Below are 17009 nucleotides of genomic sequence, written 5' to 3'. Positions count from 1 at the left end.
CTTGCCAGTCAGACCTTGTCACGTCGGAGGGCCGACTTACCACCGGAACCCACCTGTACCGTCCCCTGGGACGGCGATCAGGTGGGTTCCGGGGTACTTCAGGGCAAATCCAGCCGAAAGTCGGATGCGTCAGGTGTTATTGCAGGTCAGCTCAGGGGTTCTGGCAGGTCAACCTGGCGTCTGCCCAGTCGGCGTGGTCGCTGGTGACGCCGTCACCGGCATCGGTCACCTGCAGCGTCAGGGTCTGCCCGCCGGTGACATCGACCGCGACAGGCACCGTCGGCGACGTTCCGGTGAGCAGATCCGATGTGTACTTCGTCACGCCGTCCACCGCGACCTTGAAGCTCACCTTGCCACGATCCTCCATCTCGTCGTCCACGCCGACCTTGGCGGTGAAGCTGCTGCAGTTGGCGCCGAGCCGGACGCTCACCGACGACGGCGCGTGGGTGCCGAGGCCCTTCGCGTACTGCGTACCGTCGAGCGTGATGGGCCCGCCGTCACCGGCCGCGTCCTCTCCGTTGCTGTGATCGCGTTCCACCGGCCCCCAGCCGTTCGTCGAGTCGAGGAACTCCAGGTCGCTGACCCAGGGCTGCCCGGTCGGTGCCGGTGGCAAGGGCTTGTCGGCGATGGTGGCCGCGAAGAACCCGAGACCGCCACCGGGCAGCTTGATTGCCTTCACCGTCTTGCCAGGAGCCAGCGGTACCGCGCTGTAGAAGACCCGGTAGTCGGTGGTGGTGTTTCCCAGACCGGCTGGTGTGTAGCGACCCTTGACCGAGACGGCGAGAGCAGCCCCTCCGGTAGTCGGGTCCTGGCAGCACCAGTTCGGAAGTTGCAGTGTGGACTGCGACTCCGACCCGTCGGTGTAGATGACGGTGACACTGCCCTTGGCGTTCAGGCTGGCTCCTGCCCCGAGTAGAGCGAGGTGGGAACCGGTGCCGGAGACGAGGATCGGTGCGGACTGGTCCTTCACCACGTTCGGCGTACCGGGGGCTCCGGTGGGCCAGGTGAACTCTGCGCCTTGCACCGTGACCTTGGCGCCTGGGGTGTAGCCGGCGGCCGCCAGTGCTTCGCCGTTGAAGCTGTCACCAGAGCCGTCGAAGTTGCCCTTGGCGTAGGTCGTCGCATCCGACACACCGACCACGGTCGCTGCCTGGGACAACGATGCGTACGGCAACTGTGCCGCGCCGACAGCGCTGTTCGTATATGTACTGTCATGCACCTTGTACGTCGCGTTGAGCTTCAACGTGAAGCTGGCCGGCTTCACCGAAGCAGCTGGAGTCACCTGCAGCTTGGTGGTGACGGTCTTTCCCGGATCGACCGTGGCGAAGGTGTTCGAACCGCTGGCGGTCCAGCCCTCGGGAAGGTCGAGCGCAAGCCGTACGTCGCGCATCGTCGTGGTACCCGCGTTGTGGAAGGTGGCTGTCACCTCGGTCGCCTGGCCGGGCGCGTTCCACAGTGACGGCGTCGCGAGTTCAGGAGTACCGAAGGTCTCCAGCACGGTCTTGCCGCCGCCGACCGAAGTGGTTCCGGAGAGCAGGACCGTGGCAGCGCGGGCGGTAGAGATCGGTGCGGTCTTCACCAGCACGACACCGTTCTCGTAGTACCAGCCGGTCGATGCTGCGAGGTACGCGTTCTTGCTGACCAGCTTGGTGAGCTTGGTGTTGTCCACCGACACGGTGCCGGGCGCGGTGCCGGTGTGCACGGTGAGCTCGTAGGGGCGGGTGGCCGGCTTCCCGGCGTACGAGCCCTTGCTTTCGCCAATCTTGACGGTGATGTCGCCGCGCGCGGCTGTCGGTGCGGTGACCTCCAGTTGCTGCTTGGCGGACTTGGCCTGCTTGTAGTCGCGGGTGACGCGGTCGTCCTCGTACAGCGAGAAGGACGACTTGCCCTGCGGGTAGATGTCGACGGTGAGCCGATCGGCGAAGCTCTGCTCCGCAGCGGAGTTGATGCCGCTCTTCCACATCGGTACGACGGCACCTGCCTTGACGAACAGGGGCAGGGTGTCGAGCGGTGCGTGGTAGCCGTTGACCGTTGTCGGGCCTTGGTAGACCTTGCCGGACCAGTAGTCGACCCAGTTGCCCTTCGGCAGGTAGATGCCGCTCTTGACCTCGCCGGCGCTCCAGGACGGCGCGACCAGGAACTCCTTACCAGCAAGGAATTCGTACTTCGCTGCGTCGCCCCAGGTGTTCGGATCGTTCGGGTACTCGAGCACGAGCGAACGGATCAGCGGGGAGCCGGTGCTGTGCGCCTCGGCGGCGTACGAGTAGAAGTACGGCAGCAGGCGCTCGCGTAGCTTGAGGTACTTGCGGTTGATCGAGGTATACGGCTCGCCGTACGTCCACGGCTGCTTGAACGCCGGGGTGGCCCAGCCGGACATCGTCATGAAGGCCGGGTTGAACACCTTCCATTGCAGGTCACGCGTGTAGCTGGTCGGTGAACCGCCGAAGATGCCGTCCACATCGCCTGCGCTGTAAGCGATTCCGGAGTTGCCGGAGCCGGTGATGGCCGGGATCTGCCACTTGATCGCGTCCAGCGAACCGCTGTGGTCGCCGGTCCACTGCACTGCGCAGCGCTGTGCGCCAGCCCAGCCTTCAACCATCCAGGCATAGCCACGGGCGTTGCTGTACTGCTCGATGCCGTCATGCGCGGTGTCGCAGGCGCTCAGTGCGTAGCGGTAGCCAGGGCCGACCCATGCAACGTCCAGCTTGCGTACGCGGACTCCTGCATCGCCTACCTCAGCAGGCTGCCGGTCCAGGGACGACTGCGTCCACAGCCCCATCTGGATGTTCCGCTGGCGCAGCTCGTCACCGGTCTGCTTCAGCGCGGGGATGTCGCGTTTGCCCCACCAGGTGCCGTTGACCTGCTCGGAGTCGGTGTTGGCGGAGTACCCACAGCCGTAGTCGTCGTTGACGAGCATCCAGCCGCCGGGCATGTCGTTGTCACGGAACTTCTGGGCGACCTTCACGGCGTCCAGCGTGGTGACCTTCTCGGGGTTGACCTTCCAGTCGTTGCTGGGATCGGGGTCGGTGCCGTAGTGGCCGCGGTTGTAGCAGTCGGAGTCGCCGTACTCGAGTCCGTAGATCGGCGGCATGAACGGCCGGCCGGTGAGCTCGGTGTAGCGGTCCAGCGAGGTCTTGAGGTCACCGACGAAGTAGTACGCGTCGAACCGCTTCTCGTCGTGCTTGGTGACGACGGGATCGGTGAAGCTGTAGCTGCCCGGGGTGAAGGTGTTCCGCAGTACGCCGTAGCCCGCCGTGCTCATGTAGTAGGGCGAAGCGTTCGGGTTGCCGCCGTCTTCCCAGTTGAAGTCCCTGGCGACCGCGATGGTCTGGTCGCGGTGTGAGAACCGGCCGTTCTGCATGCCGCCGCCGAAGAACTGCTCACTGGTGCCACGGCTGAGCGACTGTGTCGTCGAGGTGTCGTTCCAGGACAGCGGGGCCGTCTCGGACCAGATCTGCTGCCCGTTCGACCGGTACAGCGAGAAGCGCAGCGGCGACTTGTTCGCCCGTACTTCGATCGCGTCGGTCCGCAGCGAGTAGTAACTGCCCTGGTCGTGCCAGGTGGTCTTCGGCTTCGCGTAGTCGGTCTTGACGACGATATTCGAGGCCGGATCGGCCGGGTTGGCCGGTGGGGTGTTCGCCGGGTCGGTGAAGTTTCCGTCCGGCGCGAGCCAGAGCCGGAACACGTCCTTCTTCAGGAACACAACTTTCACTTTGGCGACACCGGCGCTCAGCGTGTACGTCGAGGAGTCGGCGGCGAAGCCGGTCACCGCGCCGAGAGAGGTGTCCCCGGCGTCTTGCTGGGCCGTCGCGGGCGTGCTGCTGCCGGCGACCAGGGCGCCCGCGATCAGGGCGACCGCCGTACCGGCGAGCGCTGAACGTTTAACCGAGACTGATGAACGTTTAAGGCGGACAAAGATGCTCACGAGTGCCTCACTTCACGCATCTATGAACAGGATTGCGCTATTGATAGCTCACCCGACCGCCGTTTGTCACTAGGTCGGCACCCTGCGGCGTTGTCACGAAGTTGAGACGAGGTCTCCATGGGACGGTGGACCCGCTTCGGCGGCCGGCCGGTGACGATGATTCGCATGGCGAACAATCAAGTCTTCAGTCGCCGCCTGGCTCTGGTCGCGGGGCTGACGGCGAGCGCACTCCTGACCGTTCCCGCCCTCGCCCAGGCGGCACCCCTGGACCCTGACCGTGCGGTCACCCGGGCGGCAGGCGAGCCCGAGGTGAAGCCGGTCAAGCTGACCCTGCCGGAGCCGACCGGGCGGTACCGGATCGGCACGACTGAGCTGCACCTGGTCGACAGGAAGCGGAACGACTCGTCAGCGCCCGGTGGCAAGCGTGAACTGATGGTGGGCCTCTGGTACCCAGCCCGTTCCGGGAGCCATGGCTCGGTCGCCAAGTACATGCCGGGGAAGACGTCCGACGCGACCCAGGCACCGTGGGTCTGGGCAGGGCTGCCGGAAGGGACGTTCGACTACGCGAACAGCCGCAGCCACGGGCAGGTCGGCGTAGAGGTCCAGTCCGGGAAGCACCCGGTCGTGCTGTTCTCGCCGGGATACTCGTTCAGCCGGCTGCTGAACACCGCGCAGGCCGAGGAGCTTGCCAGCCAGGGGTACGTGGTCGTGACGATCGATCACACGCACGAGGGTCCGGTGACATTACCGGGTGGCCGGTTCGTGCCGGGGCAGGAGGACGAGCCCGACGTACCGGCGTACCAGAAGGCGATCGCCACCAGGACGGCCGACACCCGGTTCGTGCTCGACCAGCTGACGCTGCTCTCCTACGGTCTCAACCCGGATGTGGATCGCAAGCCGCTGCCGTTCGGGCTGCGGACCTCGCTCGACCTGCACAAGGTCGGCATGTTCGGCTACTCGGCGGGCGGCTTCACCACGGCCAACGCGATGCTCGAGGACCGCCGGATCGAGGCTGGTGCGGACCTCGACGGGATGCTGCAGTACGACTTCGACAACGGGCCGCTGAGCACGGTGTCGCAGAAGGGACTCGACCGGCCGTTCCTGCTGTTCGGCTCGGACACCAGGCAGCGGACACAACCGAAGTCCGCGTACTACGACAAGTCGTGGGCCGCGTTCTGGGAGGCGCAGCGGGGCTGGAAGCTCAACTTGCAACTGCCCGGCTCGCTGCAGCAGTCGTTCTCCGACTACCAGCTCGTCTATCCGCAGCTGCTGCCGAAGATCTTCGGGCAGACGCCGATCGTCGACGACTCGATCGCGCTGCGCGTCGGCACCATCGACCCGGACCGCAGTGTCGCGGCGCAGAACGCGTACCTGACCGCCTTCTTCAACCAGTTCCTCAAACACCGCCCCCAAGCGTTGCTGCGCAAGGAGTCTCCGCGTTTCCCGGAAGTGCAGTTCGTGCGGTGAGATCTGCACCCACGGGTTGATTCGAAGATCAAGCCGTCGGTTGATTCGCGCGGCCGGTGGAACGGGTTGGGTCGGGGACATGAACAGGTCAGTCCTCGTCGCCGCTTTGTCCATCGGCCTCGTCGCGGTTCCTCTGCAGGCAGCGGCAGACCGAGTACGCCGTACCGGGTGGTCCTGCCTCGGTCGCAAGGCCTCGGAACGGTCGGTCCGGAGTGTGCCGTCGGTCTCGTCCGACGCGCGCTGGGCGCGTTTTTCGCCCGGTTTCTGGAACGCTGATGAGGCCGGCGACGCCCCGAGCGGTTACCGTGCGTTGAGAAATGCGTTGCTGTCGGCCGTACTCTGTCCTCGGACGGGTCGGTACAAGCTGCTCGGGGGAACAGTGGTCCGGCCGTAGGCGTTGTGGGCATCACGAGAGCGGCAAGAGCTAGGAGCGCAGTGGCAGGGGTATCCGGTACCAAGGCAGCAACCAGTCGTCGTCTGGTGATCGTCGAGTCGCCGAAGAAGGCGCGGATGATCGCCGGTTTCCTGGGGTCCGGGTACGTGGTGGAGTCGAGTTTCGGCCACATCCGGGACCTGCCCAAGGGGGCCGACGAGATCCCGGCGAAGTACAAGGGGCTGCCCTGGGCACGGCTCGGGGTGAACATCGAGGACCATTTCGACCCGCTGTACGTCGTCCCGGCGGACAAGAAGCAGCAGATCCGCAAGCTGAAGGACCTGCTGAAGGACGCCGACGAGCTCTATCTCGCCACAGATGAGGACCGCGAGGGCGAGGCCATCGCGTGGCACCTGCTGGACGAGCTGAAGCCGAAGATCCCGGTCAAGCGGATGGTCTTCCACGAGATCACCCCGAAGGCGATCCAGGACGCGGTCGGCAGTGCGCGGCAGATCAACGATGCCCTGGTCGACGCCCAGGAGGCCCGGCGGATCCTGGACCGGCTGTACGGCTACGAGGTCAGCCCGGTGCTGTGGAAGAAGGTCATGCCGAAGCTGTCGGCGGGCCGGGTGCAGTCGGTGGCGATCCGGATGGTGGTCGACCGTGAGCGTGAGCGGATCGCGTTCCGCAGCGCGTCGTACTGGGACCTGGATGCCACCCTCGACGCCGGCGAGGGCAAGACGCCCCGGTTGTTCCCTTCCCGCCTGGTCTCGGTGGACAGCAAGCGGGTTGCGCAGGGCCGGGACTTCGCCTCGACGGGTGAGCTGAAGAGCGGCAACACGGTCCACCTGGACCAGTCGACCGCCACCGCGCTGGCCGCGGCGCTGCGGGAGTCCTCTTTTACCGTCCGGTCGATCGAGTCCAAGCCGTACACGCGCAAGCCGTACGCGCCGTTCCGGACCACGACGCTGCAGCAGGAGGCCGGGCGCAAGCTGAACATGTCCGCCTCGCAGACCATGCAGATCGCGCAGCGGCTGTACGAGAACGGCAACATCACCTATATGCGTACCGACAGCGTGACGCTGTCGGACACGGCGATCACCGCTGCCCGGGCCCAGGTCCGCGAGCTGTACGGCGCGTCGTACCTGCCGGACAAGCCGCGCGTCTACACCTCGAAGGTGAAGAACGCGCAGGAGGCGCACGAGGCGATCCGGCCGGCCGGTGAGCAGTTCCAGACGCCGGCCCAGACCGGGCTGAGCGGCGCGGAGTACCGGCTCTACGAGCTGATCTGGATGCGGACGATCGCGTCGCAGATGAAGGACGCGGCCGGGAACAGCGTCTCGATCAAGATCGACGCGAAGGCCTCGTCGGGGGAGAACTGCGAGTTCACCTCGTCCGGCCGGGTGATCACCTTCCACGGCTTCCTGAAGGCGTACGTCGAGGGCGCGGACGACCCGTCCGCCGAGACCGACGACCGGGAGACACAGATCCCGGACGTCTCCGAGGGCGACGTGCTGCCGGCCACCGAGGTGCTGGCGTCGGGGCACGAGACCAAGCCGCCGGCCCGCTTCACCGAAGCGACGCTGATCGCGCAGCTGGAAGAACGCGAGATCGGCCGGCCGTCGACGTACGCGTCGATCCTGGGCACGATCCAGGCGCGCGGGTACGTCTACAAGAAGGGCAACGCGCTGGTCCCGGCGTGGCTGGCCTTCGCGGTGGTGCGGCTGCTCGAGGAGCACTTCACCCGGCTGGTCGACTACGCGTTCACGGCCTCGATGGAGGACGTGCTGGACGACGTCGCGGCCGGGAACCTGCAGCGCGAAGGGGTGCTCGGCCGGTTCTACTTCGGCGAAGAGGGCATCGAAGGCCTGCAGTCGATGGTGAGTGATCTGGGTGACATCGATGCCAGGGAGATGTCGACGTTCCCGGTCGGTCCGCCGGACAGCGGGATCGTGGTCCGGGTGGGTCGCTACGGGCCTTATGTCGAAGGTCCGGACGAGACCCGGGCGAACGTGCCCGAGGACCTGCCGCCGGACGAACTGACCGTCGAGCGCGCCAAGGAGCTGCTCAGCCAGCCGTCGGGCGTCGAGCTGGAGCTCGGCAAGACGCCGGACACCGGCCTGAAGGTGGTGGCCAAGGCCGGCCGGTTCGGTCCGTATGTGACCGAGGTGCTGCCGGAGGACGCGCCGAAGAGCGCCAAGCCGCGGACCGGATCGCTGCTGTCGTCCATGTCGCTGGACACGGTGACGCTGGACGACGCGCTGCGACTGCTGTCGCTGCCGCGGGTGGTCGGCAAGGACCCGGAGTCCGGCGAGGAGATCACCGCGCAGAACGGTCGCTACGGTCCGTACCTGAAGAAGGGCACCGACTCGCGGTCGCTGCAGACCGAGGACCAGCTGTTCGACATCACCCTCGACGAGGCGCTGAAGATCTACTCCGAGCCGAAGCAGCGGGGTCGCCGCGCGGCCGCGCCGCCGCTGAAGGAGCTCGGCGAGGACCCGGCGTCGGGTCAGCCGGTGGTGGTGAAGGAGGGCCGCTTCGGTCCGTACGTCACCGATGGCGAGACCAACGCGACGCTGCGCAAGGACGACTCGGTCGACACCATCTCGCTGCTCCGCGCGGCCGAGCTGCTCGCCGACAAGCGGGCCCGTGGACCGGTGAAGAAGACCGCGAAGAAGGCGGCCAAGAAGACCACGGCGAAGAAGACGACCGCCAAGAAGACTGCTACCAAGAAGACGGCTGCCAAGAAGACGACGGCGAAGAAGGCGACGGCCAAGAAGGCCGCCGCCAAGAAGACGGCCGCCGCCAAGAAAGCTCCGGCCGAGAAGTCCTGATAGGTGAGCCATGGCGACTGCTTCGAACGGCCCGGTCGACGTCACCGCGCAACGCCTCCGCGAGCGCGGTGAACGGGTCACCCCGGCCCGGCTGGCCGTGGTCGAGGTGCTCGCCAACACCGAGGAACACCTGAGCGCGGAGCAGATCGGCGAACGCGCAGAACAGCTCCGCCCGGGGATCCACCGCGCCACGGTCTACCGCGCGCTGGACGCCCTCGGCGAGTTCGGCCTGGTGACCCATGTGCACCTGGGCCGCGCCGGTACGACGTACCACCTGGCCGGCGACCTCGCCCCCCGGCACCTGCACCTGCGCTGCAGCGAGTGCGGCAAGGTCCTCGACGTCGCCGGCGACATCCTCGACCCCGCCCGCCGCAAGGTCCTCCGCGAACTCGGCTTCCACCTCGCCCCCGAACAGGTCGCCCTGGTAGGCCTCTGCAAAGACTGTTTCGCCTGATCCCCGCCGTGCGGAGCTGTCCATATCTGTTCATCGGTGTGGAATTGTGAACAGAATGGTCGTAGGGTCGGCTTCTGTGACCTATGACCACAGTTATGTCGAAGACTTCGCGGCCGGGGCGAACGTGTTGCCGGCGCGGGCCTGGCTGGACGACGATTCCGGGCGCATCCCGCTGGCCGGGGACTGGAGCTTCCGGCTGTCGCCGAGCGTGGCCGAGGCGCCGGACGACCTGAGGGACCCGGACACCTCGTCCTGGGAGACGATCAGCGTGCCGGGGCACTGGCAGCTCAGCGGGTACGGCGAACCGGCGTACACGAACATCGTCTATCCGTTTCCGCTCGAGCCGCCGTTCCTGCCGACCGCGAACCCGACCGGCGACTACGTCCGGACCGTCGAGGTGCCGGCCGACTGGGCCGGGTCACGGATCGTGCTGCGGTTCGAAGGCGTCGACTCGCGGTTCGCGGTGTACGTCGACGGCGAGCTGGTCGGCTGGTCGTCGGGCAGCCGGCTGCCGACCGAGTTCGACCTGACCGACAGAGTTGCCCCAGGCCACAACCTGAAAGTTGTCGTCCGGGTGCATCAGTGGTCTGCGGGAAGCTATCTCGAGGACCAGGACATGTGGTGGCTGTCCGGCATCTTCCGCGAGGTCAATCTGCTCGCACTGAAGCCGCAGGCGCCGACCGACGTGTTCGTGCACGCCTCCTACGCCAACGGCGCAGGCACCCTGAAGGTCGACTCCGATGTCCCGGGCACCGTCGTGGTCGAGGAGCTCGGGCTGGAGTTCCCCACGAACCAAGAGACTCCGGTGCCCGCAGTGGAGCCGTGGAGCGCCGAGAGCCCGCGCCTGTACGACGCGGTTGTGCGAACCGAGGGTGGCGACGTACGGCTCAAGGTCGGCTTCCGTACGGTCGCAATTGTCGACGGCATCTTTACCGTGAACGGCAACCGCGTGCTGTTCAACGGGGTGAACCGGCACGAGTTCCACCCCGACCGCGGTCGCGCACTGACCGAGCAGGACATGCTCGACGACGTATTGATCATGAAGCGCGCCGGGATCAACGCAGTACGGACCAGTCACTACCCGCCGCACCCGCACTTCCTTGACCTGTGTGACCAGTACGGCCTGTACGTCGTGGACGAATGCGACCTGGAGACGCACGGGTTCGGGTACGAGCCGCAGCCGCCGGACCTGCCGAACCCGGTGATGGACCCGCGCTGGCGCGACGACCTGGTCGCCCGGATGACCCGGATGGTCGAGCGGGACAAGAACCACCCGAGCATCGTGATCTGGTCGCTCGGCAACGAGTGCGGGATGGGCGACAACCTGCGCGCGATGTACGAGTGGGCGCACGACCGCGATCCGTCCCGGCCGGTGCACTACGAGCGCGACACCAACGCGGAGTTCGTGGACATCTACTCGCAGATGTACACCTCGCCGGAGGACGTGACGAAGATCGGCGAGGACACCTCGTCGTACCGGGGCCTGCCGTTCATCCTGTGCGAGTACGGGCACGCGATGGGCAACGGGCCGGGCGGGCTGGCCGACTACCACGAGCTGTTCGAGAAGTACCCGCGCTGCCAGGGCGGCTTCATCTGGGAATTCATCGACCACGGCCTGCGGACCGTCAAGGACGGCAAGGAGTTCTACGCGTACGGCGGGGACTTCGGCGAGACGATCCACGACGGCAACTTCGTCTGCGACGGACTGCTGTTCCCGGACCGTACGCCGTCGCCCGGCATGCTCGAGTACACGAAGGTGATCGAGCCGCTGGTGATCACCGGGGACAAGAGCTCGCTCAGCATCACCAACCGGTACGAGGTGCTCGACACGAGCCACCTGACGTTCCGCGTCGTCACCGAGGTTCAGGGCGAGCGCACCGGCTCAGGTGTTCTAGAGGTTCCGGCGATTGCACCTGGGAAGACAGCATCAGTTGAGCTTCCGCCGGTAGACGCCTCGCAGCCGGAGACCTGGCTGACGGTCACTGCCGAGCTGACGAACGGTACTGCGTGGGCCGACGCCGCTCACCGGATTGCTTGGGGTCAGGTCCGTCTGGACGAGCCTGTAGCACCGAGGCACGCGAATGGCTCTGCTGCAGAAGGCACCGCAGCAGGTGAGGCACGGCACGCTCGGGCGGAAGCTGCGAGCGAGGACGTCTCCGCAGGCGTCAACGGAATCTCAGTAGCTTCACTCGGCCTGCAGAACGTGCGGCTCGACGTCTGGCGGGCACCGACCGACAACGACACGATCCCTGGCGTCACGGACGCTTGGAAGGAAGCTGGACTCCACCGAGTACAGCACCGCCTCGTCTCAGCCGGGCTGCACGACGGTGCTTGGGAAGTAGTCACCCGTACTGCGCCGCCCGCGCTCCAGTGGGGTCTAGTCGCCACGTGGCGCTGGAGCCACACGCAGGACGGTGCTGTCGCTCTGGACCTGTCTGTGGAGCCCGATGGTCAGTTCCCGGCGACACTGCCGCGGCTGGCGATCACCTTCGAGCTGCCGCGGGTGGACCAGGTCGAGTGGTTCGGCACGGGTCCGAATGAGGCGTACGTCGACACCCGTCAGGCCGCTGCGGTCGGGAAGTACTCCGCAACGGTCGACGAGCTGCAGCCGCCGTACGTGCGTCCGCAGGAGAACGGTCACCGGATCGACACCCGTTGGGCGACCGTCGGGCCGCTCCGGATCGAGGCCGCTCCCGATCTGTTCGGCCTCACGGTCCGGCACTGGACCACGGCCGACCTGGTGAATGCGACGCACGCTCCGGATCTGGTCGCTGGCGATACGACGTACGTGACGCTGGATCTGGCGCAGGCCGGCATCGGGTCCAACTCGTGCGGCCCGGCGCTGCCGGACAAGTACAAGCTGCACACGGCGCCGGCCTCGCTGTCGGTGAGGTTCAGCAGGTAGCCGCGTAGGGGTTGTCGGTGTGCCCGGATAGGGTTTGGGGTGTGCCGGAGGTGTATGACCCGCTGACTGACCCTGCACCGGCGCATGACCTGCGCGCGGTGTTGCGGATCCGGGCGTTCCGGCGGCTCTGGATCGCGTTCGGGCTGTCCAGCCTGGGCGACTGGATCGGTCTGCTGGCGCTGACCGCGATGGCGAAGGCGTTCGCGGGCGACGACTACCAGGCGGCGAACTTCGCGATCGGCGGCGTGCTGTTCCTGCGCGTGCTGCCCGCGCTGGTGATGGGCCCGGTGGCCGGCTGGATCGCGGACCGGCTGGACCGGCGCTGGACGATGATCATCGGCGACCTGATCCGGGCCGCCTTCTTCGTCAGCATCCCGATCGTCGGCACGCTGACCTGGGTCTTCGTCGCGACCGTGCTGATCGAGATCGTCAGCCTGATCTGGGGCCCGGCCAAGGACGCCAGCGTCCCGAACCTGGTGCCCCGGCACCGGCTCGAGGCCGCCAACCAGCTGAGCCTGATCACGACGTACGGGTCGGCTCTCCCGGCAGCAGCCATCTTCACCGCGATCACCCTCGTCACCCGCGGTCTCGGCGGCAACTTCTCGATCAACCTCGCGGTGTACGTGAACGCCGCCACCTTCGTGATCTCCGGCCTGGCGATCGTGTCGGTCGCCGAGATCGGCCGCTCCGGCAGCCACGACCACGAGGAACACCCGACGCTGTGGCGCACGGTGGTCGAAGGCTGGTCCTACGTGACCGGTACGCCGGTCGTCCGCGGCCTGGTCGTCGGCATCTCCGGTGCCTTCGCGGCCGGTGCGGTCGTGATCGGCCTCGGCCGGACGTACGTCGAGGGCCTGCACGCCGGCGATCCCGGGTACGGCGTACTGTTCGGCGCCGTCTTCGGTGGTCTGGCCCTCGGGATGGGCTTCGCCCCGCGCTTGTTCTCGGGACTCTCCAGGCGCCGGTTGTTCGCGGCCGGCCTGGTCGGTTCGGGGATCGGGCTGGCCGGGCTCGCGCTGATCCAGCAGATCGAGATCGCCACCATGATCGCGATCGTGCTCGGCTTCTGCGCCGGCGCGTCCTGGGTCTCCGGCTACACGCTGCTCGGCCTCGAAGTGCCGGACAACGTGCGTGGCCGGACCTTCGCGTTCGTCCAGTCCGCGGTCCGGACCGTGCTCGCCGTGACACTGGCGGTGGCCCCGTTCATCGCCGGTGCGATCGGCCGGCCCACGCTGACGGTCGGTGGCCACTCGATCACCTACAACGGTGCCGCGATCACGATGCTGATCGCCGCCGTGCTGGCCGGCGTGATCGGCCTGATCGCCTGGAAGCAGATGGACGACCGCCCCGGCGTACCGTTCTGGCGCGACCTGCGCCGCAGCTTCGGCAAGACTCCCGGCGTCTACCCGACCACCGGCCTGTTCATCGCGCTCGAAGGCGGCGAGGGGGCCGGCAAGTCGACCCAGTCCGCGCTGCTGGTGAAGTGGCTCGAGGAGCAGGGCCAGCAGGTGCTGCTGACCCGCGAGCCGGGCGCGACCGATCTCGGCAAGACGCTGCGGCAGATCGTCCTCGATCCGGCCACCGGCGACATCTCGCACCGGGCCGAGGCGCTGCTGTACGCCGCCGACAAGGCCGAGCATGTCGACTCGGTGATCTGGCCCGCGCTGAAGGCCGGCGCCGTCGTGATCACCGACCGGTACGTCGATTCCGCGTTGGCCTACCAGGGATCCGGCCGCGATCTCGACCTGGCCGACGTCGAGCGGGTGAACCGCTGGGCCACCGACGATCTCCGGCCGAACCTGACCATCCTGCTCGACCTTCCGCCGAAGAGCGGCCTCGGCCGGTTCGAGGAGCGGGACCGGATCGAGGCCCAGTCGGCCGACTTCCACGAGCGGGTCCGGGCCGCGTTCCTGGAGCTCGCGGCGACCGAACCGCAGCACTACCTGGTCCTCGACGCGACCCTGGAGCGCGAGCAGCTCGCGCTCCAGATCCAGGCGCGTTTGCTGCCGATGCTGCCGAAGGTGACGCCATGACAGTGTGGGACGACCTGGTCGGGCAGGAGCCCGCAGTCGCAGTGCTGCAACGAGCCGTGAACGGGGCCGCAGCCCGGATGCGCGGCGAGACCGGCACCGCGACCAACGGCATGACCCACGCCTGGCTGATCACCGGCCCACCTGGATCCGGCCGGTCGAACGCGGGCCGCGCCTTCGCGGCCGCACTGCAATGCCCCAACCAGGGCTGCGGCGAGTGCGCTGTCTGCCGTACGGCGATCAGCGGCTCGCACCCCGACGTCTCCCTGATCCGCACCGAGTTGCTGTCGATCCGCGTCAGCGAGATCCGCGAACTCGTCCGCCGGGCCGCGATGAGCCCGACCCAGGGCGGCTGGCAGGTGATGGTCGTCGAGGACGCCGACCGGCTCACCGAGCAGGCCGCCGACGCGTTGCTGAAGAGCATCGAGGAGCCTGCGCCACGGACGGTCTGGGTGCTCTGCGCCCCGACGGTCGAGGACGTCGTCCCCACGATCCGGTCCCGCTGCCGCTTGCTCGTACTCCGGACGCCGCCGGTCGCCGCGATCGCCGAGATGCTCGCCACCCAGGGCGGCGTCGAGCCCGAGCTGGCCGGGTTCGCGGCCCGCGCCGCGCAGGGCCACATCGGCCGGGCCCGCGCACTGGCGCGGGACGGTGAGGTCCGGGACCGCCGGAACAAGGTGCTCGAGGTGCCGTTCGAGCTGCGCGACATCGGCGCCTGCCTGAACCTGGCCCAGCAGCTCGTCGACGCCGCCAAGGCCGAGGCCAAGGTCAGCGCGGCGAAGGTGGACGAGAAGGAACGGGCCGAGCTGGAACAGGCGCTCGGGATGGGCACCAAGGGCGCCAAACCGCGCGAGACCGCCGCGGCGCTCAAGGAACTCGAGGACCAGCAGAAGGCCCGGGCCAAGCGCTGGGAGCGGGACGTCCTCGACCGGTCGCTGGTCGATCTGATGGCGCTGTACCGCGATGTCCTGGTCCTGCAGACCGGCGCCGGTGCCGAGCTGATCAATGCCGAACTGCACCGCAACATCGAGCAACTCGCGACCCGGACCACCCCGGAACAGACGATTCGCCGGATCGACGCGCTGTCGGCCTGTCGCGAGGCGATCGAGGGGAACGTCGCGCCGCTGCTGGCGCTCGAGGCGATGACGATCGCCCTGTTCGAGGGGTGAGACGGCCGCCTGAAAGGCGGACGGCGTTGTAACGAAGCCGGCGGCCGGTCCGATGTCAGCGGTGGCTGGACACCCGGCTGTCGCGTCCTCCCGATCAAGGCAGCGGCCGTTTCCTAAGGACTTGCATGACCCAACCACCCGCTCCGATTCAGCCTGCCCGGACGCGCCTGCCGTCCGCGGAGTCGTGGCTGACCGGCGTACCGCTGCCCGGCGAACGCCGGCTGGACCGGTACGCCGTAGCGGGGTTCGTGGTCAGCCTGCCCGGACTCACCGCCCCGGTCGGCGCGGTACTCGCGCTGATCGGCCTGGCCCGGATCCGGAAATCCGGCGCCCGCGGGCGTGGGCTGGCGATCGCGGCGCTGGCGATCAGCGTCTGCTGGGCGATCACGCTCGGCGTCGCCGCCGCGCTCGGTCTGTACGGCGAACACAAGGCCGGGATCGGCCGGTCGGTCCAGATCGGCCAGCTGGATGTCCGGCAATGCTTCGACGCGGACCTGGACGGCGGCGACACCCTCAAGCTGGTCACGATCGCCGACTGCTCGACCGGGCACACCGGCGAGGCCTATGCGAAGGTGTCGGCCGGGTTGTCCGGGCTTTCCACCGAGCAGAAGGGGACGGCGGCGACCCAGGCATGTGCGACGTCTTTCCAGGAGTTCGTCGGGAAGCCTTACGCACAATCGGAACTGGACATGTACTACGTCGTACTGGAAGATCGTCCTGTTGCTGATGGCAACGTCCTCTGCCTGGTCGGCAAACCCGGCCGGCAACTCACCGGCACGATGCGCGGATCGCAGCGCTGATGCCGGGCAGGACATCCAAGCTTCTCGGGGGGAGACCGTGAGCTACCCGCCCTACCCACCGGACCCCAACCGTCCGCAGGACTCGCCGCCGGCGTCGGGCTTTCCGACGTACGGGCGGCCGGAGGAGACTGCGCCGAAGCAGAACCCGTACGACCGGCCGCAGGATCCGGTCGCGCGGAAGCAGAATCCGTACGACCGGCCGCAGGATGCGGGCGCGCCGTTCGTGCCGCCGAGTTCGCCGGTGCAGGGTTCGCCGTACCAGCTTCCCCCGCCACCCCCGCCGTACCAGGGACCGCAGCAGTATCAGGGCGGACAGTATCCTCAGTTCGCCTACGGCTACGGGTATCAGGGGGTGCAGCAGGCCAAGACGAACGGGTTGGCGATCGCCGCCCTCGTCTGCGGTCTGGTCGGCGTTTTCATCTCGCTCGTCGCGCCGGTCGCGATCGGGCTCGGGATCGCTGCTCTGGTGCAGATCAAGCGCCGGCAGGAGAGAGGCACCGGTCAGGCCGTGGCCGGGCTCGTCCTCGGCAGCCTGATCACCGTGGTCGTCGGGGCGCTCACGGTCTTCTTCATCGTGGTCGACTGGAACGAGGGCACCGACGACTACGGGTCCGACGAACCGGTCAGCTCCTACTCCGCGACGCCGACGCCCGACCCGGTCTACGCCGACGAACTGGTCGTCGGGGAGTGTTTCGACGAAGGGTCCGAGGAGGGCCAGGTGCTCCGGCAGCCGTGTCCGATCGACCACCAGGGCGAGCTGATCGCGAACGTCACGCTGCCGCGCGGCGCGTACCCCGGTGACGCCAAGGTGCAGGAAACCGCCCGGCGCGCCTGCCGGGCGGAATTCGCGAAGTATGTCGGGGTTCCGCTGGAGAAGTCGGTACGGAAGTCGAACTACTGGTGGCCGGACGAGAGCCTCTGGAAGGTCAACAACCGGATCGTCATCTGCGCCGTCGAGGCCGACGACGGCGACATCCTGCACGGCAGCGTGAAGGGCAGTAAGCGGTAGGAACGCACCGAAACGCCGACTGCCACGTAGTCTGGCGGCGTGG

At 67.7% G+C, this 17009-nt stretch carries 9 protein-coding genes; 8 read left to right on the top strand and 1 reads right to left on the bottom strand.

The genetic code is table 11. The annotated features are described in order from the left end of the window. Positions 1 to 151: 151 nt before the first annotated feature. Positions 152 to 3925, bottom strand: coding sequence for an NPCBM/NEW2 domain-containing protein (locus tag ABZ004_RS19270; RefSeq protein WP_355681238.1), 3774 nt, complete (start codon positions 3923 to 3925; stop codon positions 152 to 154). A gap of 165 nt (positions 3926 to 4090) precedes the next feature. Here ABZ004_RS19270 and ABZ004_RS19265 point away from each other — a divergent pair, with 165 nt between their 5' ends. From ABZ004_RS19265 to ABZ004_RS19230, 8 genes are all read left to right on the top strand, one after another. After that, positions 4091 to 5392 (top strand): hypothetical protein, encoded by a 1302-nt coding sequence (locus ABZ004_RS19265; protein WP_355681237.1) that lies wholly within the window; start codon positions 4091 to 4093, stop codon positions 5390 to 5392. Between the two features lie 435 nt (positions 5393 to 5827). Further along, positions 5828 to 8599 (top strand): type I DNA topoisomerase, encoded by a 2772-nt coding sequence (topA, locus tag ABZ004_RS19260; protein ID WP_355681236.1) that lies wholly within the window; start codon positions 5828 to 5830, stop codon positions 8597 to 8599. Between the two features lie 10 nt (positions 8600 to 8609). After that, a complete protein-coding gene (locus tag ABZ004_RS19255; RefSeq protein ID WP_355681235.1) occupies positions 8610 to 9053 on the top strand; it encodes a Fur family transcriptional regulator in 444 nt (147 codons plus the stop codon). A 76-nt stretch (positions 9054 to 9129) separates the two neighbouring features. Further along, positions 9130 to 11958, top strand: coding sequence for a glycoside hydrolase family 2 TIM barrel-domain containing protein (locus ABZ004_RS19250; protein ID WP_355681234.1), 2829 nt, complete (start codon positions 9130 to 9132; stop codon positions 11956 to 11958). A gap of 41 nt (positions 11959 to 11999) precedes the next feature. Beyond that, on the top strand, positions 12000 to 13991 hold the full coding sequence (gene tmk / locus ABZ004_RS19245; RefSeq protein WP_355681233.1) for a dTMP kinase: 1992 nt from the start codon (positions 12000 to 12002) through the stop codon (positions 13989 to 13991). Continuing rightward, positions 13988 to 15157 carry a DNA polymerase III subunit delta' gene (locus ABZ004_RS19240; RefSeq protein ID WP_355681232.1) on the top strand — a complete coding sequence of 390 codons (1170 nt, stop codon included), beginning with the start codon at positions 13988 to 13990 and terminating at the stop codon, positions 15155 to 15157. Before tmk ends, ABZ004_RS19240 begins: the two co-directional genes overlap by 4 nt. A 125-nt stretch (positions 15158 to 15282) precedes the next feature. Beyond that, positions 15283 to 15957, top strand: coding sequence for a DUF4190 domain-containing protein (locus ABZ004_RS19235; RefSeq protein WP_355681231.1), 675 nt, complete (start codon positions 15283 to 15285; stop codon positions 15955 to 15957). Positions 15958 to 15994: 37 nt separating this feature from the next. Then, positions 15995 to 16966, top strand: a complete 972-nt coding sequence (locus tag ABZ004_RS19230) for a DUF4190 domain-containing protein (RefSeq protein WP_355681230.1) — start codon at positions 15995 to 15997, stop codon at positions 16964 to 16966. The last annotated feature ends 43 nt before the right edge of the window (positions 16967 to 17009 follow it).

It is taken from the genome of Kribbella sp. NPDC006257, from assembly GCF_040613535.1.
In the GTDB taxonomy this organism is placed as follows: domain Bacteria; phylum Actinomycetota; class Actinomycetes; order Propionibacteriales; family Kribbellaceae; genus Kribbella.
This window is presented reverse-complemented; position numbering and strand designations above follow the sequence as displayed.